The organism is Streptomyces sp. NPDC051310, assembly GCF_044455245.1.
In the GTDB taxonomy this organism is placed as follows: domain Bacteria; phylum Actinomycetota; class Actinomycetes; order Streptomycetales; family Streptomycetaceae; genus Streptomyces.
Genome location: NZ_JBITEO010000024.1, coordinates 1 through 24,101 on the forward strand (window position 1 = coordinate 1; position 24,101 = coordinate 24,101).

Annotated in this window: 21 protein-coding genes and 1 tRNA gene; 15 read left to right on the forward strand and 7 right to left on the reverse strand. The window is 74.2% G+C overall.

Features of this window, described 5'->3' with window-relative positions; all coding sequences use genetic code 11:
* The first annotated feature begins 287 nt into the window (after positions 1-287).
* From ACIA79_RS27770 to ACIA79_RS27805, 8 genes are all read left to right on the forward strand, one after another.
* Positions 288-1,589 (forward strand): extracellular solute-binding protein, encoded by a 1,302-nt coding sequence (locus ACIA79_RS27770; protein WP_399431090.1) that lies wholly within the window; start codon positions 288-290, stop codon positions 1,587-1,589.
* A 5-nt stretch (positions 1,590-1,594) separates the two neighbouring features.
* On the forward strand, positions 1,595-2,578 hold the full coding sequence (locus tag ACIA79_RS27775; protein ID WP_399431091.1) for a carbohydrate ABC transporter permease: 984 nt from the start codon (positions 1,595-1,597) through the stop codon (positions 2,576-2,578).
* On the forward strand, positions 2,575-3,414 hold the full coding sequence (locus ACIA79_RS27780) for a carbohydrate ABC transporter permease (RefSeq protein WP_399431092.1): 840 nt from the start codon (positions 2,575-2,577) through the stop codon (positions 3,412-3,414). Before ACIA79_RS27775 ends, ACIA79_RS27780 begins: the two co-directional genes overlap by 4 nt.
* 8 nt (positions 3,415-3,422) lie before the next feature.
* The gene (locus ACIA79_RS27785; protein WP_399431093.1) at positions 3,423-5,078 is read left to right on the forward strand and encodes a beta-N-acetylhexosaminidase; all 1,656 of its coding nucleotides are present in this window, start codon (positions 3,423-3,425) and stop codon (positions 5,076-5,078) included.
* A gap of 320 nt (positions 5,079-5,398) precedes the next feature.
* On the forward strand, positions 5,399-6,274 hold the full coding sequence (locus ACIA79_RS27790) for an FAD binding domain-containing protein (protein ID WP_399431094.1): 876 nt from the start codon (positions 5,399-5,401) through the stop codon (positions 6,272-6,274).
* Complete coding sequence (locus ACIA79_RS27795) at positions 6,271-7,590, forward strand: (2Fe-2S)-binding protein (protein WP_399431095.1); 1,320 nt, start codon at positions 6,271-6,273, stop codon at positions 7,588-7,590. Before ACIA79_RS27790 ends, ACIA79_RS27795 begins: the two co-directional genes overlap by 4 nt.
* Positions 7,587-9,896, forward strand: coding sequence for a xanthine dehydrogenase family protein molybdopterin-binding subunit (locus ACIA79_RS27800; protein ID WP_399431096.1), 2,310 nt, complete (start codon positions 7,587-7,589; stop codon positions 9,894-9,896). Before ACIA79_RS27795 ends, ACIA79_RS27800 begins: the two co-directional genes overlap by 4 nt.
* 45 nt (positions 9,897-9,941) lie before the next feature.
* Positions 9,942-10,439, forward strand: coding sequence for a phosphotransferase (locus tag ACIA79_RS27805; protein ID WP_399431190.1), 498 nt, complete (start codon positions 9,942-9,944; stop codon positions 10,437-10,439).
* A 24-nt stretch (positions 10,440-10,463) separates the two neighbouring features.
* Here the strand turns inward: ACIA79_RS27805 and ACIA79_RS27810 are convergent.
* Positions 10,464-10,535 (reverse strand) — tRNA-Cys (locus tag ACIA79_RS27810).
* Between the two features lie 179 nt (positions 10,536-10,714).
* Between ACIA79_RS27810 and ACIA79_RS27815 the strand changes: the two genes are divergently transcribed.
* The 4 genes from ACIA79_RS27815 to ACIA79_RS27830 all read left to right on the forward strand — a co-directional run bounded on the left by ACIA79_RS27815 (position 10,715) and on the right by ACIA79_RS27830 (position 15,935).
* Positions 10,715-12,172: an MFS transporter gene (locus ACIA79_RS27815; RefSeq protein WP_399431097.1), complete on the forward strand. Its 1,458-nt coding sequence runs from the start codon at positions 10,715-10,717 to the stop codon at positions 12,170-12,172.
* A gap of 143 nt (positions 12,173-12,315) precedes the next feature.
* Complete coding sequence (locus ACIA79_RS27820; protein WP_399431098.1) at positions 12,316-14,103, forward strand: DEAD/DEAH box helicase; 1,788 nt, start codon at positions 12,316-12,318, stop codon at positions 14,101-14,103.
* A 327-nt stretch (positions 14,104-14,430) separates the two neighbouring features.
* Positions 14,431-15,072 (forward strand): IclR family transcriptional regulator, encoded by a 642-nt coding sequence (locus ACIA79_RS27825; protein ID WP_399431099.1) that lies wholly within the window; start codon positions 14,431-14,433, stop codon positions 15,070-15,072.
* Between the two features lie 68 nt (positions 15,073-15,140).
* Entirely contained in the window at positions 15,141-15,935 is a 795-nt protein-coding gene (locus tag ACIA79_RS27830) for a S16 family serine protease (protein ID WP_399431191.1), read from the forward strand.
* Here the strand turns inward: ACIA79_RS27830 and ACIA79_RS27835 are convergent.
* From ACIA79_RS27835 to ACIA79_RS27850, 4 genes are all read right to left on the reverse strand, one after another.
* Positions 15,874-17,175 carry an MFS transporter gene (locus tag ACIA79_RS27835; protein WP_399431100.1) on the reverse strand — a complete coding sequence of 434 codons (1,302 nt, stop codon included), beginning with the start codon at positions 17,173-17,175 and terminating at the stop codon, positions 15,874-15,876. The genes ACIA79_RS27830 and ACIA79_RS27835 overlap by 62 nt on opposite strands.
* The gene (locus tag ACIA79_RS27840; protein ID WP_399431192.1) at positions 17,172-17,363 is read right to left on the reverse strand and encodes a hypothetical protein; all 192 of its coding nucleotides are present in this window, start codon (positions 17,361-17,363) and stop codon (positions 17,172-17,174) included. The genes ACIA79_RS27835 and ACIA79_RS27840 overlap by 4 nt, the downstream gene beginning before the upstream one ends.
* A 58-nt stretch (positions 17,364-17,421) precedes the next feature.
* Positions 17,422-18,018, reverse strand: coding sequence for an ArsR/SmtB family transcription factor (locus tag ACIA79_RS27845; RefSeq protein WP_399431101.1), 597 nt, complete (start codon positions 18,016-18,018; stop codon positions 17,422-17,424).
* Between the two features lie 140 nt (positions 18,019-18,158).
* Positions 18,159-18,626 carry an Lrp/AsnC family transcriptional regulator gene (locus ACIA79_RS27850; RefSeq protein WP_399431102.1) on the reverse strand — a complete coding sequence of 156 codons (468 nt, stop codon included), beginning with the start codon at positions 18,624-18,626 and terminating at the stop codon, positions 18,159-18,161.
* Positions 18,627-18,748: 122 nt separating this feature from the next.
* On the opposite strand from ACIA79_RS27850, the gene hppD reads away from it, so the two are divergent.
* Positions 18,749-19,894, forward strand: a complete 1,146-nt coding sequence (gene hppD, locus ACIA79_RS27855; protein WP_399431103.1) for a 4-hydroxyphenylpyruvate dioxygenase — start codon at positions 18,749-18,751, stop codon at positions 19,892-19,894.
* A gap of 140 nt (positions 19,895-20,034) precedes the next feature.
* Here the strand turns inward: hppD and ACIA79_RS27860 are convergent, their stop codons facing one another.
* Entirely contained in the window at positions 20,035-21,570 is a 1,536-nt protein-coding gene (locus ACIA79_RS27860; protein WP_399431104.1) for a tetratricopeptide repeat protein, read from the reverse strand.
* A gap of 97 nt (positions 21,571-21,667) precedes the next feature.
* Between ACIA79_RS27860 and ACIA79_RS27865 the strand changes: the two genes are divergently transcribed.
* Together ACIA79_RS27865 and ACIA79_RS27870 are read left to right on the forward strand one after the other, a co-directional pair.
* A complete protein-coding gene (locus tag ACIA79_RS27865; RefSeq protein WP_399431105.1) occupies positions 21,668-23,035 on the forward strand; it encodes an FAD-binding oxidoreductase in 1,368 nt (455 codons plus the stop codon).
* A 119-nt stretch (positions 23,036-23,154) separates the two neighbouring features.
* Positions 23,155-23,538: a VOC family protein gene (locus ACIA79_RS27870; RefSeq protein ID WP_399431106.1), complete on the forward strand. Its 384-nt coding sequence runs from the start codon at positions 23,155-23,157 to the stop codon at positions 23,536-23,538.
* A gap of 10 nt (positions 23,539-23,548) precedes the next feature.
* Here ACIA79_RS27870 and ACIA79_RS27875 read toward each other — a convergent pair whose 3' ends face one another.
* The gene (locus ACIA79_RS27875) at positions 23,549-23,959 is read right to left on the reverse strand and encodes an SsgA family sporulation/cell division regulator (RefSeq protein ID WP_399431107.1); all 411 of its coding nucleotides are present in this window, start codon (positions 23,957-23,959) and stop codon (positions 23,549-23,551) included.
* Positions 23,960-24,101: the final 142 nt, after the last annotated feature.

Genomic DNA, 24,101 nt, shown 5'->3' on the forward strand with positions numbered 1-24,101 from the left:
CCGCCCCCCGGCGCGCCCCCCCCCCCCCCCCCCCCCCCCCCCCCCCCGCCCCCCCCCCCCCCCCCCCCCCCCCCCCCCCCCCCCCCCCCCCCCCGGGGGGCCTTCGTCGTTCCCGCCCGCGTCTCCGCCTGCTTCCCCGTGGCTTCCCGGGCCGGCTGATCGCCGAATGGTCGAGACCTCTTGTGGGGGCCGTCGGGGCACCCTTACCCTCCTGCGTGTTGTGCAGCACGAAACGCGCGTTGCATATGTTGCAACGTGCGGGCTGTTCGTCTCGGAGGGACCCGCCCATGAAGCTTCCTGCCCGAACGCCGTCCCGACTGGCCGCCGCGGCCGTGGCCCTGCTGCTGACCGCCTGCGCCCCGCAGACCTCCGACACCTCCGCCGACCGGGACGACACCAGCGGCACCCTGCGCGTCTGGCTCTTCCGGGAAGTCGGCAACGCGCCGAAGGAGCGGGTCGTCGACGCCGCCGTGACCGCCTTCGAACGGCGGCACCCGGGGACGGACGTCCAGGTCGAGTACATCCCCGTGGAGAGCCGCGCCCAGCGGATCAAGGCCGCCTTCAACGATCCGGCGAGCGCCCCGGACCTCATCGAGTACGGCAACACGGACACCGCCGGATACGTCAAGGACGGCGGACTCGCCGACGTCACCGCCGAGTTCACGGCCTGGGCCGACGCCCGGGACACCGACCCCACCGCGCGCGCCTCCGTCACGGTGGACGGCAAGGTGTACGGGGCGCCGCTCTTCGTCGGCGTACGGGCCCTGTACTACCGCACCGACGTGTTCCGGGAGCTCGGGCTCGCGGTCCCCCGGAGCCAGGACGAGCTGATCTCCACCGCGAAGAGGATCCGGAAGGCGAAACCGGAGCTGTACGGGATCGCCGTCGGCGGCGCGTACACGTACGGGGCGCTGCCCTTCGTGTGGGCGCACGGCGGTGAACTGGCCGTGCGGAAGGGCGGTTCGTACACCGCGGCCATCGACTCCGCGGCGGCGCGCAAGGGCATCGCGGCCTACACCTCGCTGTTCGGCGACGACAACTGCCCGCCCGCGAAATGCGCCTCGATGGGCGGCAACGCGACGGTCGCCGCGTTCGCCTCCGGCAAGGCGGCCATGGCGATCGGCGGCGACTTCGGCCACGCGGCGGTCGAGGCGGGCACGGTGAAGGGCGCGTACGCGGTGGTGCCGCTGCCGGGCGTACAACCCGGTTCGGTGGCACCGGCCTTCGCGGGCGGGAACAACCTGGGTGTCCTCAGGAGCAGTTCGCACCGCACCCTGGCGGTGGACCTGATGAAGTCCCTGGCGGGCAAGGAGACACAGGACAGGCTCTTCGACGCCATGGGCTTCCTGCCCACGTACACCGACGTACGGGCGCGGGCCGCCCGGAAGCAGCCGTTCGCCAAGCCCTTCATCGACACCCTCGCGGCCGGCACGAAGTTCGTCCCGGCCTCGCCCGCGTGGGGCGGCATCGACGCCTCGCTCGTCCTGCCGACGATGTTCCAGGAGATCGTCAGCGGCCGGAAGGACGTGGCGGCCGCCTCGGGGGACGCGGCCAGGAAGATGAACGCCGCCTTCGCGTCGGCGGGTTGATCCCCATGGCCGACCGCACGGCCACGGCCGTGGAAGCGGACCCCACGGCGCCCCCGCCGGCGCCGTACCGGCCCGCCGTGCCCCGGCCCCGGACACGGCGGGCGGCCGGGCGGGGGAGCGGGGGCTGGACCCCCTGGCTCTACCTCGCACCCGCGCTCGCCGTGCTCGGCGGGCTCCTTGTGTACCCCATCCACCAGCTCGGGCTCATCTCGCTCCTGGAGTACACCCAGGCCCAGGTCAGCGGCGGCGAACCGACCTCCTTCCAGGGGTTCGGCAACTACGCGGCCCTCCTGCGCGACGAGCAGTTCCGGCAGGTCCTCCTCGCCACCGTGGCGTTCGCCGCCGCCTGCGTCGCCGCCACCCTCGCCCTCGGCTGCGCCCTCGCCGTCCTGCTCACCCGGGTCCGCGCCCTCCCGCGCCTCGCGCTCATGCTCGCCGCCCTCGGCGCGTGGGCCACGCCCGCCGTCACCGGGTCCACCGTCTGGGTCTTCCTCTTCGACCCGGACTTCGGCCCCGTCAACAAGGTCCTCGGCCTCGGTGACCTCTCGTGGACGTACGGCCGCTACAGCGCCTTCGCGCTCGTCCTGTTCGAAGTCGTGTGGTGTTCGTTCCCCTTCGTGATGGTGACCGTCTACGCGGGCATCAAGGCCGTCCCCTCCGAGGTCCTGGAGGCCGCCGCCCTCGACGGCGCCTCGTCGTGGCGGACCTGGCGCTCCGTCACGGCACCGCTGCTGCGGCCGATCCTGGCGGTGGTCACCATCCAGTCGGTGATCTGGGACTTCAAGGTCTTCACCCAGATCTACGTGATGACGGGCGGCGGCGGCATCGCCGGCCAGAACCTCGTCCTCAACGTCTACGCCTACCAGAAGGCCTTCGCGTCCTCCCAGTACAGCCTGGGCGCGGCGATCGGCGTCGTCATGCTGCTGATCCTGCTCGCGGTCACCCTGGTCCACCTCCGCCTCCTGCGACGCCAGGGAGAACACCTGTGAGCCTGCCGCGCCTGCGCAAGCCCGGCCGCCTCGCCGCCGAGGCCGCCGCCCTCCTGATCGCGGCCGTCGTCGCCTTCCCCCTGTACTGGATGGTCCTGTCCGCCCTGAAACCGGCGGGTGAGATCCAGTCCACCGCCCCCCGCCCCTGGACGCTGTCCCCGTCCCTCGACTCCTTCCGCCGGGTCTTCGAACAGCAGGACTTCGGCCGCTACTTCCTCAACAGCCTGACCGTCGCGGGCGCCGTCGTCGTCGCGTCCGCCCTCATCGCGTTCCTCGCCGCCACGGCCGTCACCCGCTTCCGGTTCCGCTTCCGCACGACCCTGCTGGTGATGTTCCTCATCGCGCAGATGGTCCCCGTCGAGGCGCTGACCATCCCGCTGTTCTTCCTGATGCGGGACCTCGGCCAGCTCAACACCCTCGGCGCGCTGATCCTGCCGCACATCGCGTTCTCCCTGCCGTTCGCCATCTGGATGCTGCGCGGCTTCGTCAAGGCCGTGCCCGAGGCGCTGGAGGAGGCCGCGTACCTCGACGGCGCGAGCAGGACCCGCTTCCTGTGGCAGATCCTCTTCCCGCTGGTGCTGCCCGGCCTCGTCGCGACGAGCGTCTTCTCGTTCATCTCCACCTGGAACGACTTCCTGTTCGCGAAGTCGTTCCTCATCAGCGACACCTCGCAGTCGACCCTGCCCATGGCGCTGCTCGTCTTCTTCAAGCCGGACGAGAACGACTGGGGCGGCATCATGGCCGCGTCGACCGTCATGACCATCCCGGTCCTGGTCTTCTTCGTACTCGTACAGCGCCGCCTGGTGTCCGGGCTCGGCGGCGCGGTGAAGGACTGACGGCCGGCATGGACGACAACGACCTCATCCCGGCGCCCCGCCGCACCGCGTGCCGGGCGGACTCCCCCGGGTACTTCTCCCTCGACGAGGACACCACCGTGGACGCCCGCCCCGGCACCGAGGGCGTCGCCCGGCTGCTGCGCGCCTCGCTCGGCGCCGCCACCGGTCTCCCGCTGGCGCCCGGCGGCGGCCCGCGCGCGATCGTGCTGCGGATCGGCGCGGACGTCGATCGGGAGTACGGCCCGGAGGGCTACCGGCTGTCCACCGACGGCTCCGTGGAGGACGCCGCCGTGGTCGTCGAGGGCGGCAGCGCCGCCGGCGTCTTCTGGGGCGTCCAGACGCTCCGTCAGCTGCTCGGGCCCGACGCGTACCGCAGGGCACCCGTCGGGCCGCCCGGCCGTGACTGGGACCTGCCGTACGTGACCGTCGAGGACGGCCCCCGCTTCCCCTGGCGCGGTCTCCTGCTCGACGTGGCACGCCACTTCCTCCCCAAGGACGACGTCCTGCGCTACGTCGACCTCCTCGCCGCCCACAAGCTGAACGTCCTGCACCTGCACCTCACCGACGACCAGGGCTGGCGCATCGAGATCGAACGCCACCCCCACCTCACCGCTGTCGGCGCCTGGCGGGCCCGCACCAAGCAGGGGCACCGCGCCTCGCCGCTGTGGAACGACACGCCGCACGGCGGCTACTACACGCACGCCGACATCCGCGAGATCGTCGCGTACGCCGCCGAACGCCACGTCCGCGTCGTACCGGAGATCGACATCCCGGGCCACGCGCAGGCCGCCATCGCCGCGTACCCCCACCTCGGCAACACCGACGTCGTCGACACGGCCGCTCTCCGCGTCTGGGACACCTGGGGCGTCAACCCGAACGTCCTCGCCCCCACCGACACCACCCTGCGCTTCTTCGAGGGCGTCCTGGAGGAGGTCCTCGACCTCTTCCCGTCGCCCTTCGTCCACCTCGGCGGCGACGAGTGCCCCAAGGACCAGTGGAAGGCGTCCCCGGCCGCGCAGGCGCGCATCGCGGAACTGGGCCTGGCGGACGAGGACGGGCTCCAGTCGTGGTTCGTGCGGCACTTCGACCGCTGGCTGGCGGAGCGCGGCCGCCGGCTGATCGGCTGGGACGAGATCCTGGAGGGCGGCCTGGCCCCGGGCGCCGCCGTGTCGTCCTGGCGCGGCTACGCCGGCGGGATCGCCGCCGCCGAGGCCGGGCACGACGTCGTCATGTGCCCCGAGCAGCACGTCTACCTCGACCACCGCCAAGCGCCGGGCGACGACGAGCCGGTGCCCCTCGGGTACGTCCGGACCCTGGAGGACGTCTACCGCTTCGAGCCCCTGCCGCCACAGCTCTCCCCGGAGGCCGCCGCCCACGTCATCGGCACCCAGGCCAACGCCTGGACCGAGGTCATGGACAACCGCTCCCGCGTCGACTACCAGGTCTTCCCGCGCCTCGCCGCCTTCGCCGAGGTCGCCTGGTGCGCCGGGCTGCCCGCCCCCGCCGAGCGGGACTTCGCGGACTTCGAGCGCCGGATGACCGCCCACTACGCGCGCCTCGACGCGCTCGGCGTCGACTACCGCCCGCCCGGCGGCCCCCTGCCGTGGCAGCGGCGCCCCGGTGTCGCCGGACGCCCCGCCGAAGGGCCGCCCCCGAACGTGTGAGACCCGCCCCGGGCCGCCCTGGGCGCACACCCCGCGCCCCGCGCCCCGCGCCTCGCCCCGCACACCGCGGAGGCCCCGCCGGATAAGTCGTACAAGGTCGCCGGGAAGTGGCAATCCGCACCAGCCATGGAGGATGCGGCAAACCGGTGCATCTCGCAGGTCACGGGATGTCCGGGACGGATGCGCCCTTCGTGGACCCTCGCGTCGAGCGGCCCGGAAGATGTGCCAGAGTTGCCACGTCGGGGCTGTGAGCACGTACGGTACGGCAACACAGGCGGGACAGCCGGGACGACCGGGGACACCGGGAAGGGGCAGCTGGGTTGACCACGCACGCACCGCAGGCGGCGCAGTCCGTGACGCTGCCGGCCACGCTCGACGCGGCCGTGGCGGCGCTCACGGCCATGCCCGCCGCCGTGCCCGTCGCGGGCGGCACCGATCTGATGGCCGCCGTCAACCGGGGGCAGCTGCGCCCGGCGGGCCTCGTCGGACTCGGCCGCGTCAACGAGATCCGTGGCTGGCAGTACCAGGACGGCCATGCCCTCCTGGGCGCGGGGCTCACCCACGCGCGCATGGGGCGCCCCGACTTCGCGGCGCTCATCCCGGCGCTCGCCGCGGCCGCCCGCGCCGCCGGACCGCCGCAGATCCGCAACGCCGGCACGCTCGGCGGCAACATCGTCAGCGCCGCGCCCACCGGTGACTCCCTGCCCGTGCTCGCCGCCCTGGAGGCCGAGCTCGTGGTGGCGGGACCGGGCGGCACGCGCGAGATCCCGGTCTCGTACCTGCTGGCCGGACGCGAACTGCTCGCGCCGGGCGAGCTCGTCGGCTTCGTCCGGGTACCGCTGCTGCACGCCCCGCAGGTGTTCCTGAAGGCCACCGGCCGCACCGGCCCGGGCCGCGCCACGGCGTCCGTCGCCCTGGTCCTGGACCCGGCGCGGCGCGGTGTGCGCTGTGCGGTGGGCGCCATCGCCCCGATGCCGCTGCGGCCGCTGGAGGCCGAGCGCTGGATCGCGTCGCTGATCGACTGGGACGGCGACCGCGGACTGGCGCCGGAGGCGCTCACCGCGTTCGGTGAGTACGTCGCGGCGGCCTGCATCCCGGACCAGCAGGGCGGGGAGCAGCTGCCGCCCGCCGTACTGCACCTGCGGCGCACGGTCGCCGCGCTGGCCCGACGAGCACTGGGGAGGGCGCTGTCGTGACCGCGGACGAGAACGCGAACGGGCGCGAGCAGGAGTACGAGCCGTACGAGCAGTACGGCCAGGAGTACGGCCACGGGCAGGGCGGCTGGCGGCCGACACCGCAGGGCGAGTACGACGGCGACGCCACCGCCTTCGTCCAGCTGCCCGCGGACCTGTCGCCGGACGGGGCCCCGCTCGCCGCGCCCGGGCACGGCTACGTGCCCGCCGAGGCGTGGGCGGCGCACGACCCGAACGCGACCGGGCAGTGGACCTACCCGCAGGCGGCGGCCCCGCAGTCGGAGCAGGCGCCGTCCGAGCTGACCGGCCAGTGGACGATCCCGGTGGCCCGGGGTGATCTTCCGGACGAGTCGGGCGAGTTCACGACGTCCGCGCTCGCCTCCGAGTGGACCAGCGGCAACCCTCCGGCGACGCTCCCGGGCGGCGCCCCCGCCCCCTGGGCGACGCCTGCCCCGCAGCCGGAGCCGGAGCCCGCCCCGCAGCCTCAGCCCGAGCCCGCCCCGCAGCCGGAGCCCGGGACGCACGAACCCGCCGCGTCCCCGGAGCGCCCCGAGCACCCCGCGTCCCCGGAGCAGCCGGCCCCCGAGCCGTCCGCCGAGGGCCCGGCTGACTCCGGCGCGGCGGCTGCCCAGGAGGCCCCGGCACAGCAGCCCGCCCCCGCCTCTGCCCCCGACCCGGCGCCGGAGCCCGGGCCGGCCCCGGCGCAGGAAGCCCCCGCGCCGGACGCCGCGGCCCCCACCCGCGTCACCGACAGCGACGAGCACCCGCACATCTCGTACGTCCTGCGCGTCAACGGCGCCGACCGCCCCGTCACCGAGGCGTGGATCGGCGAATCCCTGCTGTACGTGCTGCGGGAGCGCCTCGGCCTCGCCGGCGCCAAGGACGGTTGCTCGCAGGGCGAGTGCGGCGCCTGCAACGTCCAGGTCGACGGCCGCCTCGTCGCCTCCTGCCTCGTGCCCGCGGCCACCGCGGCCGGCAGCGAGGTCCGTACGGTCGAAGGACTCGCCGTGGACGGCGAACCCTCCGACGTCCAGCGGGCCCTGGCCGCGTGCGGAGCCGTCCAGTGCGGCTTCTGCATCCCCGGCATGGCCATGACCGTCCACGACCTCCTCGAGGGCAACCACGCCCCGACCGAGATGGAGACCCGCCAGGCGCTCTGCGGAAACCTCTGCCGCTGCACCGGCTACCGCGGCGTCGTCGACGCCGTGCGCGAAGTGGCCGCCGAGCGCGCCGCGAGCGCCGCCGCGGCGGCCGAGGCGGCCGAAGAGGCCCGCATCCCGCACCAGGTTCACCACCCGCACGACGGAGGCACGGCGTGAGCAACGACGCGGCCACCGCCATCCCGGCGGTCGACGGCCCCCAGCAGGAGCTCCCGGACCACGGGATCGGCGCGTCGCTCCCGTCCGCCGACGCCCGCGCCAAGGCCGAGGGCACCTTCCCCTACGCGTCGGACCTGTGGGCCGAGGGTCTGCTCTGGGCGGCCGTGCTGCGCTCCCCGCACGCGCACGCGCGCGTGGTCTCCGTCGACACGAGCGCCGCGGTGGAGATGCCGGGCGTCCGCGCCGTGGTGACGCACGCGGACGTGCCCGGCAACGCCACGTACGGCCGCAGCGTCGCCGACCGTCCCGTCTTCGCCGCCGACCTCGTCCGCCACCACGGCGAGGCCATCGCCGCGGTCGCCGCCGACCACCCCGACACGGCCCGGCTCGCCGCGGCGGCCATCGCGGTCGAGTACGAGGTCCTCGACCCCGTCACCGACCCGGAGAAGGCCTTCGCGGCCCCGCCCCTCCACCCCGACGGCAACCTGATCCGGCACATCCCCCTGCGCTACGGCGACCCCGAGGCGACGGGCGAGGTGATCGTCGAGGGCCTCTACCGCATCGGCCGCCAGGACCCCGCGCCGATCGGCGCGGAGGCCGGACTCGCGGTGCCGCGCCCGGACGGCGGCGTCGAGATCTACACCGCGTCCACCGACCCGCACACCGACCGCGACCTGGCCGCCGCCTGCTTCGGCCTGAGCCCCGATCAGGTGAAGGTCGTCGTCACCGGCGTCCCCGGAGCCATGGGCGACCGCGAGGACCCCGGCTTCCAGATCCCGCTGGGCCTGCTCGCCCTGCGCACCGGCTGCCCGGTCAAGCTGGCCGCCACCCGCGAGGAGTCCTTCCTCGGCCACGCCCACCGCCACCCCACCCTGCTGCGCTACCGCCACCACGCCGACGCCGAGGGCCGCCTGATCAAGGTCGAGGCGCAGATCCTCCTCGACGCGGGCGCGTACGCCGAGGCGTCGTCGGAGTCGCTCGCCGCCGCGGTCGCCTTCGCCTGCGGCCCGTACGTCGTGCCGCACGCCTTCGTCGAGGGCTGGGCCGTCCGCACCAACAACCCGCCCTCCGGCCATGTGCGCGGCGAGGGCGCGATGCAGGTCTGCGCCGCGTACGAGGCCCAGATGGACAAGCTGGCCTCGCGCCTGGGCCTGGACCCGGCGGAGCTGCGGCTGCGCAACGTCCTGGCGACCGGGGACATCCTCCCCACCGGCCAGACGGTCACCTGCCCGGCACCGGTCGCCGAACTGCTCCGCGCGGTCCGCGACGCCCCCCTCCCGCCGCTGCCCAAGGACTCCCCGGAGGACGACTGGCTGCTGCCCGGCGGCCCGGAGGGCGCGGGCGAGCCCGGCGCGGTCCGGCGGGGCGTCGGCTACGCGGTCGGCATGGTCCACATGCTCGGCGCGGAGGGCACGGACGAGGTCTCCACGGCCACGGTCAAGGTCCAGGACGGCGTCGCCACCGTCATCTGCGCGGCCGTCGAGACCGGCCAGGGGTTCTCCACCCTCGCCCGCCAGATCGTCCAGGAGACCCTGGGCATCGACGAGGTGCACGTCGCCTCGGTCGACACCGACCAGCCGCCCGCCGGGCCCGCCACCCACGGCCGGCATACCTGGGTCTCGGGCGGCGCGGTCGAGCGGGCCGCCAAGATGGTCCGCACCCAGCTGCTGCAACCGCTGGCCCACAAGTTCGGCATGTCCACCGAGCTGCTCCAGATCGCCGACGGCAAGATCACCTCGTACGACGGCGTGCTGTCGACCACCGTCATGGAGGCGCTGGACGGCAAGGAGCTGTGGGCCACCGCCCAGTGCCGCCCGCACCCCACCGAGCCCCTCGACGAGGCCGGCCAGGGCGACGCCTTCGTCGGCCTCGCGTTCTGCGCGATCCGCGCGGTCGTGGACGTCGACATCGAGCTCGGCGCGGTCCGGGTGGTCGACATGGCGGTCGCCCAGGACGTGGGCCGGATCCTGAACCCGGCCCAGCTCGCCACCCGCATCGAGGCGGGCGTCACCCAGGGCATCGGCGCGGCGCTCACCGAGAACCTCCGCACGGCCCGCGGTCTGGTCCGTCACCCCGACCTCACCGGCTACGCCCTCCCGACGTCCCTCGACGCCCCGGACATCCGCATCGTGAAGCTCGTCGAGGAGCGCGATGTCGTGGCGCCCTTCGGCGCCAAGGCCGCGAGCGCCGTCCCGGTGGTCACCTCCCCGGCGGCGGTCGCCTCGGCGGTCCGCGCCGCCACCGGCCGCCCCGTCAACCGCCTCCCGATCCGGCCCCAGGCGGCGGTGGCCGTACCGACGGCCTGAGCGGTGGACGCCTTCGGCCCGGCCGTCGTCCTCGTCACCGGCGTCATGGCGGCCGGCAAGTCCACGGTCGCCCAGGCGCTGGCCGAGCGGCTGCCGCGCGCCGCGCACGTACGCGGGGACGCCTTCCGCCGCATGATCGTGTCCGGGCGCGCGGAGATGCTGCCCGAGCCCGGTGAAGAGGCCCTCGCCCAACTGCGGCTGCGCCACCGGCTGGCGGCGGCGGCCGCCGACACCTATGCCGCCGACGGCTTCACCGCCGTCGTCCAGGACGTGGTGCTGGGCGAGCACCTGCCGGCCTTCACCCGTCTCGTACGGACCCGGCCGCTGTACGTCGTCGTCCTCGCCCCGCACGCGGGCGCGGTGGCGGCCCGGGAGGCGGGGCGCGGCAAGACCGGCTACGGCGGCGGGTGGACGCCCGAGGGCCTGGACCGGGTGCTGCGGGAGGAGACGCCGCGGACCGGGCTCTGGCTCGACACCTCGGAGCTGACCGTCGAGGCGACGGTGGAGGCGATCCTGGCCCGGCGGGACCGGGCCAGGATCTGAGGGGTCCTCAGGACCCTTCGGCGGAGACCGCGGCGGGAATCGAACCCGCGTAACTGGGTTTGCAATCCAGCCCCTCGGCCACTCGGGCACACGGTCCTGTGCGGTGCTGCGTGAACGACGGTAGGCGCCGCGCGGCCGGGGCCGGAAGGCCGCGGGGGAGGTCGCAACACGACTGCCATACCGCGTTCACGCTGCGGGTCGTACGACCAAGGGACCAGGGCTCTCCCACCCCTGGACAGGGGTCAAAGCATCGGTTGGCCCTTACGGTAAGGGGCATGACCGCCTTGGAGAGCAGTGCCCGGACACCCGCCGCCGACCCCGCGAAGGCCGGCGGCGTCCTCGACCGGGACCACCGCGCGCTCAGTACCGGGATCGTCTCCGTCGTCCTGCTGATCGCCTTCGAGGCGACCGCCGTCGGGACGGCGATGCCGGTGGCCGCGCGCGAGCTGAACGGGATCCCGCTGTACGCGTTCGCGTTCTCCGCGTACTTCACCACGAGCCTCTTCGCCATGGTCCTGTCCGGCCAGTGGTCCGACCGCGCCGGGCCGCTCGCCCCGCTCGCCGCCGGCATCTCCGCCTTCGCGGCCGGGCTGCTGCTCTCCGGCACCGCCGGGGCGATGTGGCTGTTCATCGCCGGCCGCGCGGTCCAGGGCCTCGGCGGCGGGCTGGTGATCGTGGCGCTCTACGTCGTCGTCAGCCGCGCCTACGCGGAACACCTGCGGCCGGCGATCATGGCGGCGTTCGCCGCGAGCTGGATCGTGCCGTCCGTGGTGGGGCCGCTGGTGGCCGGCACGGTCACCGAACGGCTCGGCTGGCGCTGGGTCTTCGTCGGCATCCCCGTGCTCGTCGTGCTGCCGCTGGCCCTCGCGCTGCCCGCGATACGGCGCCGGGCGTCCGGCCCGGCGGACCCCGCGGCGCCCCCGGTGCCGTTCGACGGGCGCCGCATCCGGCTGGCACTGGCGATATCGCTCGGGGTCGGGCTGCTGCAGTACGCGGGGCAGGCCGTGTCCGTGCAGGACGCGCGGTGGCTGTCGGTGCTCCCGGCGGCGGCGGGGGCGGCGCTCGTGGTGCCCGCCGTGCGCGGGCTGCTGCCGCGCGGCACCTACCGGGCGGCGCGGGGCCTGCCGTCGGTGGTGCTGCTGCGCGGCGTGGCGGCCGGGTCGTTCGTCGCGGCGGAGTCGTTCGTGCCGCTGATGCTGGTCAGCGAGCGGGGCCTGAGCCCCACCATGGCCGGCCTGTCGCTGGCGGTGGGCGGCGCGGCCTGGGCGCTGGGCTCGTACATCCAGGCGCGGCCGCGCGTGGAGCCGTACCGCGAGCGGCTGGTGGTGCTCGGCATGCTGCTGGTCGCGGCGGCCATAGCGACCGTGCCGAGCGTGCTGATCCCCTCCGTGCCCGTGTGGACCGTGGGCGTGGCGTGGGGCTTCGGCTGCCTCGGCATGGGCCTGGTCATCGCCTCGACCAGCGTGCTGCTGCTGAAGCTGTCGGCGCCGGAGGAGGTGGGCGCCAACTCGGCGGCCCTGCAGATCTCCGACGGCCTGGCCAACGTGCTGCTCCTCGCCGCGGGCGGGGCCGCCTTCGCCGCGCTGGGCGGCGGCTCCGCGGCCGGGCACGCCCCGGCGGCCGGAGCCGCGGGCGGGCACCCGGCGGCCTTCGCCGCGGTGTTCCTGCCGGTGGCGGCGGTGGCCCTGGCGGGGGCCTGGGTGGCGACGCGGCTGGCGGTGCGGGAGCGCTGACCGCGGCGCCGGCCGGGGCCGGTGTGAGCCGCATCGCAGTCCGCGCGGTCACGGCCGCGTACGGCCGGGAGGGGGCCGGGGCCACCGGTAGGGTGGCCCGGTTGTCGTACGTAACGCCGTAACCGAGGCCCGAAGCGGAGACCGTGACTACTACCGCCTCCCATCACCTCTCACCCGCCTTCCCCGGCCGCGCCCCCTGGGGCACCGCCAACAAGCTGCGCGCCTGGCAGCAGGCAGCGATGGAGAAGTACATCCAGGAGCAGCCCCGCGACTTCCTCGCGGTCGCGACGCCCGGCGCGGGCAAGACCACCTTCGCGCTCACGCTCGCGTCCTGGCTGCTGCACCACCACGTCGTGCAGCAGGTCACCGTGGTCGCGCCGACCGAGCACCTGAAGAAGCAGTGGGCCGCCGCGGCGGCGCGCATAGGCATCAAGCTGGACCCCGACTACAGCGCCGGGCCGCTCAGCAAGGAGTACCACGGGGTCGCGGTCACGTACGCCGGCGTCGGCGTGCGGCCGATGCTCCACCGCAACCGCAGCGAGCAGCGCAAGACGCTCGTGATCCTCGACGAGATCCACCACGCCGGCGACTCCAAGTCCTGGGGCGAGGCGTGCCTGGAGGCCTTCGAGCCCGCAACGCGCCGCCTCGCGCTCACCGGTACGCCGTTCCGGTCCGACACCAACCCCATCCCCTTCGTCACGTACGAGGAGGGCAACGACGGCATCCGCAGGTCGTCGGCCGACTACACGTACGGCTACGGCAACGCCCTGGGCGACGGCGTCGTCCGGCCCGTGATCTTCCTCAGCTACAGCGGCAACATGCGCTGGCGCACCAAGGCGGGCGACGAGGTCGCGGCGAAGCTCGGCGAACCCATGACGAAGGACGCGATCTCGCAGGCCTGGCGCACGGCGCTCGACCCGCGCGGCGACTGGATGCCGAACGTGCTGCGCGCCGCCGACCAGCGGCTCACCGAGGTGCGCAAGGGCATCCCCGACGCGGGCGGCCTGGTCATCGCCACCGACCAGGACTCGGCGCGCGCGTACGCCAAGCTCATCCGCGAGATCACCGGGACCAGGGCGACCGTCGTCCTGTCCGACGACGCGGGCGCGTCGAAGCGGATCGACGAGTTCAGCGAGGGCGACGACCGGTGGATGGTCGCCGTCCGGATGGTGTCGGAAGGCGTCGACGTGCCGCGTCTCGCCGTCGGCGTGTACGCGACGACGATCTCGACCCCGCTGTTCTTCGCGCAGGCGGTGGGCCGTTTCGTACGGTCCCGCAGGCGCGGCGAGACCGCGTCGGTGTTCCTGCCGACGATCCCGACGCTGCTGACGTTCGCCAATGAGATGGAGGTCGAGCGCGACCACGCCCTCGACAAGCCGAAGAAGGACGGCGCCGACGAGGACCCCTACGCCGAGTCCGAGAAGGAGATGGACGAGGCCAACAAGCAGCAGGACGAGGACACCGGCGAACAGGACATGCTGCCCTTCGAGGCGCTGGAGTCCGACGCGGTCTTCGACCGGGTGCTGTACGACGGCGCCGAGTTCGGCATGCAGGCCCACCCGGGCAGCGAGGAGGAGCAGGACTACCTCGGCATCCCCGGACTGCTGGAGCCCGACCAGGTGCAGCTGCTGCTGCGCAAGCGGCAGGCGCGGCAGATCGCGCACAGCAGGCAGAAGCCGGCCGAGGAGGCCGACCTGCTGGAGCTCCCGGCCGAGCGGCGTCCGGTCGTCTCGCACAAGGAGCTGCTGGAGCTGCGCAAGCAGCTCAACACGATGGTCAGCGCCTACGTCCACCAGAGCGGCAAGCCCCACGGCGTGATCCACACCGAGCTGCGGCGGGTGTGCGGCGGTCCGCCGAGCGCGGAGGCCACGGCGGGGCAGATCCGCGAAAGGATCAAAAAGGTGCAGGAGTGGGCCACCCGCATGCGCTGACCGGTCAGCGGTGCGGTGTGCCCGCGCCGGCGGACACCGGCGCGCAACCGTGGCTCCCGCGCCCGCGGGCGCCCCGGGGCATACCGGGATCAAACGCCCGGGTGGCAACCGCTTGCGCCCGGATTCTGGACGAGGTCTTCCGCTGAGCGGAGTCGCTCGCTACTGTCCCCGGCAATCGCAATGAAACGCCCCGTGGCAGCGCCGCCGCGGAGCGCAGCCGGTGTGCCATGGCCTGCCGGCGGCCTCTGTCGTGCGTCGCCGATGGGACCGGTGCCGCAACCGACGACGAGAGTGTCCGCCGCCACTCACTCCGAAGGAGAGGGCGTCGTGACCGCGGAGACCTCCCAGACGCTCGACCGGGGACTGCGCGTCCTCAAACTGCTCGCCGACACCGACCACGGGCTGACCGTCACCGAGTTGTCCAACAAACTCGGCGTCAACCGCACCGTCGTCTACCGACTGCTCGCCACCCTCGAACAGCACGCGCTCGTACGCCGGGACCTCGGCGGCCGGGCCCGTGTGGGTCTCGGTGTGCTGCGGCTGGGCCGCCAGGTCCACCCGCTGGTGCGCGAGGCGGCGCTGCCCGCCCTGCGGTCGCTGGCCGAGGACATCGGCGCCACCGCCCACCTGACGCTGGTCGACGGGGCCGAGGCGCTCGCCGTCGCGGTCGTCGAACCGACCTGGACCGACTACCACGTGGCCTACCGGGCGGGGTTCCGCCACCCACTGGACCGGGGCGCCGCCGGCCGCGCGATCCTCGCCGCCCGCCAGGGCGCCCTGGACGACCCCGGGTACACGCTGACGCACGGCGAGCTGGAGGCGGGCGCGAGCGGCGCTGCGGCTCCGCTGGTGGGCGTCACCGGGATCGAGGGCAGCGTGGGGGTGGTGATGCTCGCGGACGCCGTGCCCGAGCGCGTCGGCCCGCGCGTGGTCGACGCGGCCCGCGAGGTCGCGGACGCGCTGCGCTGAGCACCCGGACGCGGGGGTGCCGGGCGACGCGCGGCGGGCGGGGACGCGGCCGATAGATTGGCACCGTGCTGCTCTCCAGTCTCCTGCGTAACCGGACCCACGCGCTGCTGCTCTCCGGGCTGCCCGTGCTCGCGCTGCTCGGGGTGGCCGCGCTCGCGCCGCTGCCGTTCACGCTGGCGCAGCCCGGCTCGACCTCCGACGTGCTGGGCAGGCACCAGGGGCAGGAGGTGATCACCATTTCCGGAGCCCCCGTCCGCAGGACGCAGGGCCAGCTGCGCATGACGACCATCGTCGCCACCGGGCCCCGCACCGACGTCGACCTCGCGGACGTCGTCGACGGCTGGTTCCGCACGGACCGGGCGGTCCTGCCGCACGACTCCGTCTACCCGCCCGGCCGGACCGACCGGGAGATCGAGAAGCGCAACATCGCGCAGATGGAGGAGTCGCAGCAGGACGCCACCCGCGCCGCCCTCGGCTACCTCGGCAGGAGCCCGAAGGAGGTCAAGGTCACCCTGCGCCTCGCCGACATCGGCGGGCCCAGCGCCGGGCTGCTCTTCGCGCTCGGCATCGTGGACAAGCTCGACGGCGACGGCGCGGGCGGCGACCTCACCGGCGGGCGCACCATCGCCGGTACGGGCACGATCAGCCCGGACGGCACGGTCGGCGCCGTCGGCGGGGTGTCCCTCAAGACGCAGGCCGCCGGGCGCGACGGCGCCACCGTCTTCCTCGTACCGAAGGACGAGTGCGCGCAGGCGGTCTCCGAACTGCCCGGCGGCATGCGGCTCATCCCGGTCACCACGCTCAAGGACGCGGTGGCGTCCCTGAGGGCGCTGGAGCAGGGGACGAAGGTCCCGAGCTGCTGAGCGGCGGCGGCCGGTCCATCTGCCGCCAGGACGGGAAGAGCGCCGGGGCGAGCGTCACCAGGAAGTACAGGGCCCCGGTGCCGAGCAGGGCGGCCACCGGTCCGGCGCCCTCCACGAGGTAGCCGGTGCCCACCCCGCACAGCGGCGCCGCCAGCAGCACCCCGGCCGTGGTCACGCCGGAGACCCGGCTGCGCAGTGCGTCGGGGACGCGCTCGTACAGCACCGTGGTGAGGATCGGGTTGAGCGTCCCGACGGCCAGCCCGCTGACTCCCGCCGCCACCACCAGCGGCCACAGGCCGTCCGTCAGCCCCGCGACGACGTACCGCGGCGCCCCGCCGAGCAGGAACGCGACGGTGAACACCGGCAGCCGGCGGAAGCGGTGCCCGGCCGCCGCGTACAGCAGGGCGCCGAGCAGGGCGCAGCCGCCGAAGACAGCGGTGATCAGCCCGATGGCTCCGGCACCGCCGAGGTGCCGCTGCGCGTGCACCGGCAGCAGCACCGCGCTCCAGCCCTGGTTCAGCCCGTTGGTGAGCATCACCAGCACCACCACCGCCAGCAGCAGCCGGGTGCGCAGCACGAAGGCGTACCCCTCGCGCAGCTGGGCGCGGTAGTCGGCGAAGGAGACGGCGGCTGTCTGCTTGCGCGGCTCCGCGGCCGCGACGCCGCGGACGCCCGCGAGGATCAGCAGCGCCGACACCCCGAAGGTCGCGGCGTCCAGCAGCAGGACCGTCTCCGCGCCCATCACCGCGATGAGGACGCCCGCGAGCGCGGCCCCCGTCATGCGGGCACCCCGCGACACCGCGTCGAAGAGGCTCGCGGCCCGGGTCAGCGTGGTGCCGGCCCGTTCGGCGAGGTCCGGCACGAGGACGTGCCGGGCCGTCTCGCCGGGCGCGTGGAACAGTCCGGTGACGGCCATCAGCAGGCACAGGACCCAGAAGTCGAGCCGCCCGGCCCGGTGCAGGAACGGGATCGCGGCCAGGGCCAGGGCGCACACCAGGTCCGACGCGATGCTGACCCGGCGCCGGCCGACCCGGTCGATGACCGGCCCGCCGGCGAGCGCCGAGACGACGACCGGCAGGGTCGCGCAGAACGCCACCAGCCCGGCCTTGCCGGGGCTGCCCGTGGTCTGGAGCGCGAACCACGGGACGCCGATGAGGGTCAGCGCGTTGCCGGTGATCGATATCGCGTTGGCCGCCAGCACGGCGGCCAGCGGCGCGCGCCCGCCGCGCCGCGCGGTCACGCGGTGCGCGCGGCGGGGCCCCGCGTCCGGACCAGGCGCAGGCCCAGCTCCACGAGGACCCAGCCCACACGGACGCGTACGGCGGGGCGGCGCCGCCGGGGCGGTGCGGGGCGGCGGCGCGGGGGTGCGGCGCGGTGTAATTCGGCGGCCCGCCGGGCGTGGAGCTGCCGGTGGACGTCGGGGTGCATCACGGGAGGTCCTCTCCTTCGGTCTTTCGTTCCTTCGCGCCGCCGGCCGGGCGGTCCGTCAGTCGCTCCGCTGCGGGAACGCGTGCAGATGGAGGCGCACCTGCGTGGCGTCCTCGTCCGGCTCGGCGTCGCGGTAGCCGTTGATGACGGCGTGCACCTTCTCGTCGAGTTCGCGCAGCTGCCGGGCGCTCAGGCGCAGCGTGAAGTCGCTCAGGTCGGCGCTGCGGGCCCACTCGCCGGGCCAGTCGCGCATGGTGCCGATCCAGGTGTTGAGCTCCTGCGCGTGCAGGGTCGCGATCTCGTGCAGGAACACGTTGACCGCGCCGCGCGTCCCGGGGTCCTCGTCCTCGAAGAGCGAGGGGTCCCAGGACGTCCCCTGGTGGACCGCCTGCCACCAGCGCTCGCGGCCCTTGCCGCGCTCGGGGGCGTCCTCGACGAAGCCGTGGGAGGCGAGCTGGCGCAGGTGGTAGCTGGTGGCGCCGCTCGACTCACCGAGGCGGTCGGCCAGTTGGGAGGCGGTGGCGGGGCCGTGGTGGCGCAGGGCGGCCAGCAGCCGGATGCGCAGGGGGTGGGCCAGACCGCGCAGGGAGCGGGGGTCGAGCTGGCGGATCGGGCCGGGGGGCCCGCCGGGCTCGTTCTTCTCGGGCTCGGGCATGGCAGCAAGCGTAGGCTTGCAAAGGAAGGCTTGCAAGCACTTCTTTGCATGCCCCTCGGGTGCTCCCCGGCCACCTGCCGCCACCTCCTGGCGACCGCGCCCGGCAACTCCGCGCCGGGGCGCTCCCGCCCCCGGCCGGCTCACTCCCCGGCGGCCTGCTCCACCAGCGGGATGATCCTCAGCGGTACGGGGTTCTCCATGACGATCGCCGTGGACGCCCGCACGATGCCCCCGAAGCCGACGACCCGGTCGATCACCCGCTGCAGATCCGCGTTCGAGCGCGCCACCAGCCGGCACAGCATGTCCCCGTGCCCCGTCGTCGTGTGCAGCTCCAGCACCTCGGGCACCCCCGCCAGGTGCTCCCGCACGTCCGCGCCCTGCCCCTGCTTGATCTCCAGCGTCGCGAAGGCGGTCACCGGGTACCCCAGGGCCGCCGGGTCCACCTCCGGGCCGAAGCCCCGGATGACCCCGTTCGCCTGGAGCCGGTCCAGCCGGGCCTGCACCGTGCCGCGCGCCACGCCCAGCCGGCGGGACGCCTCAAGAACCCCTATACGCGGCTCCCGTGCCAGCAGTGCGATGAGCCGGCCGTCCAGATGATCGATCGCCATGCGGGCCTCCGGGGTGGTCATCCTGTACAGAACGCCCGGCCATAGTGCCCATCCACTGCACAGATTGCCCAGCCTCCGCGCAAACTATTGCGCACCTTGCGGAACGGAGAGAGCCTGCCGCCATGACTGAGACCATCTCCCACATTCCCGGTACCGCCCGGCAGGCCGACCCCTTCCCGGTGAAGGGAATGGACGCGGTCGTCTTCGCCGTCGGCAACGCCAAGCAGGCCGCTCACTACTACTCCACGGCCTTCGGTATGAAGCTCGTCGCCTACTCCGGACCGGAGAACGGCAGCCGGGAGACCGCCAGCTACGTCCTGACGAACGGCGCCGCCCGCTTCGTGCTGACGTCCGTCATCAAGCCGTCCACCGACCGGGGCCGCTTCCTCGCCGAGCACGTCGCCGCGCACGGTGACGGCGTCATCGACCTCGCCATCGAGGTGCCCGACGCGCGCAAGGCGTACGCGTACGCCGTCGAGCACGGCGCGACCGGCATCGAGGAGCCCTACGAGGTCAAGGACGAGCACGGCACGGTCGTCCTCGCCGCGATCGCCACCTACGGCAAGACGCGCCACACCCTCGTGGAGCGCTCCGGCTACGACGGCCCGTACCTGCCCGGCTTCGTCGCCGCGAACCCGATCGTCGAGCCGCCCGCCAAGCGCACCTTCCAGGCCATCGACCACTGCGTCGGCAACGTCGAGCTCGGCCGGATGAACGAGTGGGTGGCCTTCTACAACAAGGTCATGGGCTTCACCAACATGAAGGAGTTCGTGGGCGACGACATCGCCACCGAGTACTCCGCGCTCATGTCCAAGGTCGTCGCGGACGGCACGCTCAAGGTCAAGTTCCCGATCAACGAGCCGGCGATCGCGAAGAAGAAGTCGCAGATCGACGAGTACCTGGAGTTCTACGGCGGCGCGGGCGTCCAGCACATCGCGCTCGCCACGAACGACATCGTCGCCACCGTCCGCACCATGCGCGCGGCCGGCGTCCAGTTCCTCGACACGCCGGACTCGTACTACGACACGCTCGGCGAGTGGGTCGGCGACACACGCGTCCCGATCGAGACCCTGCGCGAACTGAAGATCCTCGCGGACCGCGACGAGGACGGCTACCTGCTGCAGATCTTCACCAAGCCGGTCCAGGACCGCCCGACGGTGTTCTTCGAACTCATCGAGCGCCACGGGTCGATGGGCTTCGGCAAGGGCAACTTCAAGGCGCTCTTCGAGGCGATCGAGCGCGAGCAGGCCAAGCGCGGCAACCTCTGACCCTTCCGGTCCCCCGCCCCGCGACGAGCCCCCCGCCCGGCCGCGGCCCCGCGCCCCGCGGGACCCGCGGAGGAGGTGGACGCCCGGGGCGGGGGGCCGGGCGTCCACCCCGCGCCGACGGGTACCGGCGGCGCACCGCCTCAGCGGGACGGACGCGCCCCCGACGGGGCTGCCGGAGCGCCCGCCGCGGGCCGCGCCGGCTGCGCGGCGGAGCCGTGCACATCCGCCGGCCCGCCCGCCGGCGGCTCGCCCAGCACGGCCAGCGCCCGCCGCGCCTGAGGCGCCAGCAGCGGCGAGAACGCGGGGTTCGTGCGCAGCGCCTGCGTCAGGTGCCGCCGCGCCGGCCCGTACCGCCCGAGCGCCCGCTCGATCTCGCCGCGGTGGTACGCGAACAGCGCACTGCGCAGCCCCTGGTCCGTCGCCAGCTCGGCGAACTCCAGGGCCTCCTCCCTCTTGCCCGCCCGGAACAGCGCCCACCCCAGCGCGTCCGCCACGTCCACGGACCGGTGTCCCCGCTCCCACTCCGCGGTCAGCCACTTCACCGCCGTCGCCGGATCGCCGTGGTCCGTCTCGTACCGGGCCAGCACCAGCGTCGCGTTCACCCCGTGCGCCAGCGCCTCCGCCGCACTCTCGCGCAGCTTCCGGTACTGGGCGTGCGCGTCACCGTCCAGCCCCCGCGACTCGTACAGCTCGCCCGCCTCCAGCGCGTACTGCGGCAGCGGCCGCTCCGCCAGGACCGCCGCGTAGTCCCGCAGCGCGTCGTCCACCCGCCCCAGCGCCGCGAGCGCCCGCGCCCGGCCGGCCAGCGACGGCACATGGCCCGGTACCAGGCGCAGCGCCGGCGCGTAGTGGGCGAGCGCCTCCGCCGGCTCGCCGCGCTCCCACGCCAGGTCGCCGAGGTGCTGGAGGCAGGCCGCCCGCTCGGCCGGGGTCGCGGCGAGCGCCACCGCGTCGGAGGCGAGCGCCGCGGCGTCCTCGCGCCAGCCCTTGTCGCGGTAGGCGCGCGACGCCCGCGACAGCGCCGGCACGCCCTTGTTCAGCGCGCGCAGCCCCTCCACGGCCTTGTCGGCGGCCTCGTACTCGCCGAGCCCCCGGTAGGCGTCGACGAGCAGCGCGTGCGCCTGCCAGCGCCGCGGCTCGCGCTGCCGTACCGCTTCGCCCCACCGCTTCGCCCGGGCGAAGTCGCCCCGCGCCCCGGCCAGGGCGGCCATCCCGAGCTGCGCGTCGATGTTCCCCCGGGCGGCCGCGCGCACGGCGAGGGACCGCCGCAGCGCCTTCTCGGCCCGTACGTACGCGCCCGTGTCGCCGTCCCGCGCGGCCCGCTCCACGTACGCCGTGCCCAGCACCGCCCACGAGGCGTCGTCGTGCGGATGGTCCCGCAGCCAGCGCTCGCGGTCGCCGATGAGCGCGGTCAGCTCGGGCAGCGACGCCTGGGTGCCGGTCCGCACCGCCTCCTGCGCCCGCGCCGCCGGGCCGGGCGCGGGCGGCGCCGCGCTCCCTCCCCGCAGGGCGTCCGGGACGCCGGGGACGCCCGGGACGTACACCAGCACCGCGCCGGCCACCACCGCGACCGCGCCAGCGAGCAGCACCGTGTGCGTGACCCGCTCCGCCTTCGTACGCCTCGTACGGATGGTGCGCTCCGCGCGGTCCGCACGGCTCTTCGTACGCCACTTCATGCGGCCCACTGTGCGCCAGTACGACCGGACCCCCGCGCACGCCAACCGCACCGGCGGACGGGTTCACACCGATGGCCCCGGATGCCAGGCTGGGATCATGGACGACCTCCTGACACGCCTCCGGGCCGGGCTCCCGGCGGAAGCGGTGCTCACCGATCCGGACGTCACCGTCTCCTACGCCCGCGACATGGCGAGCTTCTGCCGGGCGGGCACCCCCGCCGTGGTGGTCCTGCCCCGCACCGTCGAGCAGGTCCAGCACGTCATGCGCACCGCCACCGCGCTGCGCGTGCCCGTCGTCCCGCAGGGCGCCCGCACCGGCCTGTCCGGCGCGGCCAACGCCGACGACGGCTGCATCGTGCTGTCGCTCACCAGGATGGACCGGATCCTGGAGATCAACCCGGTCGACCGGATCGCCGTCGTGGAGCCCGGCGTCGTCAACGCCGCCCTCTCCCGGCGGGTCGAGGCGGCCGGCCTGTACTACCCGCCCGACCCCTCCAGCTGGGAGACGTGCACCATCGGCGGGAACATCGGCACCGCCTCCGGCGGCCTGTGCTGCGTCAAGTACGGCGTGACCGCGGAGTACGTGCTCGGCCTGGACGTCGTCCTCGCCGACGGCCGGCTGCTCAGCACCGGCCGCCGCACCGCCAAAGGCGTCGCCGGCTACGACCTGACCCGTCTCTTCGTCGGCTCCGAGGGCAGCCTCGGCGTCGTCGTGCGCGCCGTGCTGGCGCTCCGCCCGCGTCCGCCGCGGCAGCTCGCGCTCGCCGCCGAGTTCCCGTCCGCAACCGCCGCCTGCGCGGCCGTCTGCGCCGTCATGGAGAGCGGCCGCACGCCGTCGCTGCTGGAGCTGATGGACCGTACGACGATCCGGGCGGTCAACCGGCTGGCCGGGATGGGCCTGCCCGACTCCACCGAGGCGCTGCTGCTCGCGGCGTTCGACACCCCCGACCCGGCCGCCGACCTCGCGGCGGTCGGCGAGCTGTGCACGGCGGCGGGCGCGACGCAGGTGGTCCCCGCCGAGGACGCGGCCGAGTCCGATCTGCTGCTCCAGGCCCGGCGGCTGTCGCTCACCGCCCTGGAGACCGTCTCCACCGCGACGATGATCGACGACGTGTGCGTCCCGCGCAGCCGGCTGGCCGAGATGCTCGACGGCACGGCCGCGATCGCCGCCGCGTACGGCCTGACCATCGGGGTCTGCGCCCACGCCGGCGACGGCAACACCCATCCCGTCGTCTGCTTCGACCAGGCCGACCCCGACGAAGCGCGGCGCGCCCGCGCCTCGTTCGACGACATCATGGCGCTCGGCCTGGAACTCGGCGGCACGATCACGGGCGAACACGGCGTCGGCGTCCTGAAGAAGGAGTGGCTGGCCCGGGAACTGGGGCCCGTGGGCCTGGAGTTGCAGTGCGGCATCAAGCGGACCTTCGACCCGCTCGGCATCCTCAACCCCGGCAAGCTCTTCTGAACTCCCGCCGCCCGCCTGCGACCACGGATCTAGGGCCGATGTCCGATGGTTCCGGGAGGGAAGCGCGGCCTAGCGTGGAGGGACAGGAACACGGACAGACGAGGACAAGGAGAACAGCCGTGCCCGCACGCCTCGACCACACCATCGTCCGCAGCCGCGACCGCTTCACCGGCGCCCGCTTCCTCACCGAACTGCTCGACGCCCCCGAGCCGAAGCCCTTCGGGCCGTTCGCCAGCGTCCCGCTGGACGGCGGCGTCACCCTCGACTACCTCGACGACGACGCGCCCCGGATCGTCCCGCAGCACCTCGCCTTCCTGGTCTCCGAGGAGGAGTTCGACGAGATCTTCGCCCGGATCACCGAGCGCGAGCTGCCGTACTGGGCCGATCCCCACCACCACGAGCCCCAGCGGATCAACCACCTCCACCGGGGCCGTGGCGTGTACATCGAGGACCCCGACGGCCACTCGATCGAATTCATCACGCACACGTACGTGACGGACTGACCCGGCCTCCTCACGCCAGCAGCTCGGCCAGCTCGTCGTCCAGGCCGAGCTGCTCCGACTCCGCACCCGGCGGCACCACGCGCAGCGTCCGCTCCAGCCAGGCGGACACCGCGACGGCCGGGACCTCCAGCAGGGCGTCCCCGTCGGGCGACGACAGCGCCATCAGGACGACGCCGCGCCCGTCGAGCGTCGTGGGCCAGATCCGCACGTCGCCGTGGCCGCAGGGCCGGAAGACCCCCTCCACCAGCAACTCGCGGGCGAAGGTCCAGTTCACGGGGTGCTCGGAACCGACGTGGAAGGTGATGTGCACGGCGTACGGGTCGTCCGTGCGGTACGTCAGCCGGGCCGGCACCGGAATGCTGCGCTCCGGCGACAGCACCAGGGTGAGTTCCAGTTCGCGCTCGACGGCGGTGTGCTCCATGGGCCTGCTCCTTCTCTCCATGTCCGGTTCTCCGGGTGGTCCGGTACGGGGTCCTGGAGCGACCCCGCACAGGTGGAGAGGCGCTTCCCCTCCCGTCATTACGCGACGTGCGGCAAGAAGTTCTCATCACTTTCCGTACCAC

Excerpts from the sequence above, each read along its gene's own strand:
- ACIA79_RS27770 (WP_399431090.1), top strand. The coding sequence starts at position 288 with ATGAAGCTTCCTGCCCGAACGCCGTCCCGACTGGCCGCCGCGGCCGTG.
- ACIA79_RS27775 (WP_399431091.1), top strand. The coding sequence starts at position 1,595 with ATGGCCGACCGCACGGCCACGGCCGTGGAAGCGGACCCCACGGCGCCC.
- ACIA79_RS27785 (WP_399431093.1), top strand. The coding sequence starts at position 3,423 with ATGGACGACAACGACCTCATCCCGGCGCCCCGCCGCACCGCGTGCCGG.
- ACIA79_RS27805 (WP_399431190.1), top strand. The coding sequence starts at position 9,942 with ATGGCGGCCGGCAAGTCCACGGTCGCCCAGGCGCTGGCCGAGCGGCTG.
- ACIA79_RS27815 (WP_399431097.1), top strand. The coding sequence starts at position 10,715 with ATGACCGCCTTGGAGAGCAGTGCCCGGACACCCGCCGCCGACCCCGCG.
- ACIA79_RS27840 (WP_399431192.1), bottom strand. The coding sequence starts at position 17,363 with ATGCACCCCGACGTCCACCGGCAGCTCCACGCCCGGCGGGCCGCCGAA.
- ACIA79_RS27845 (WP_399431101.1), bottom strand. The coding sequence starts at position 18,018 with ATGCCCGAGCCCGAGAAGAACGAGCCCGGCGGGCCCCCCGGCCCGATC.
- ACIA79_RS27850 (WP_399431102.1), bottom strand. The coding sequence starts at position 18,626 with ATGGCGATCGATCATCTGGACGGCCGGCTCATCGCACTGCTGGCACGG.
- hppD (WP_399431103.1), top strand. The coding sequence starts at position 18,749 with ATGACTGAGACCATCTCCCACATTCCCGGTACCGCCCGGCAGGCCGAC.
- ACIA79_RS27860 (WP_399431104.1), bottom strand. The coding sequence starts at position 21,570 with ATGAAGTGGCGTACGAAGAGCCGTGCGGACCGCGCGGAGCGCACCATC.
- ACIA79_RS27865 (WP_399431105.1), top strand. The coding sequence starts at position 21,668 with ATGGACGACCTCCTGACACGCCTCCGGGCCGGGCTCCCGGCGGAAGCG.
- ACIA79_RS27875 (WP_399431107.1), bottom strand. The coding sequence starts at position 23,959 with ATGGAGCACACCGCCGTCGAGCGCGAACTGGAACTCACCCTGGTGCTG.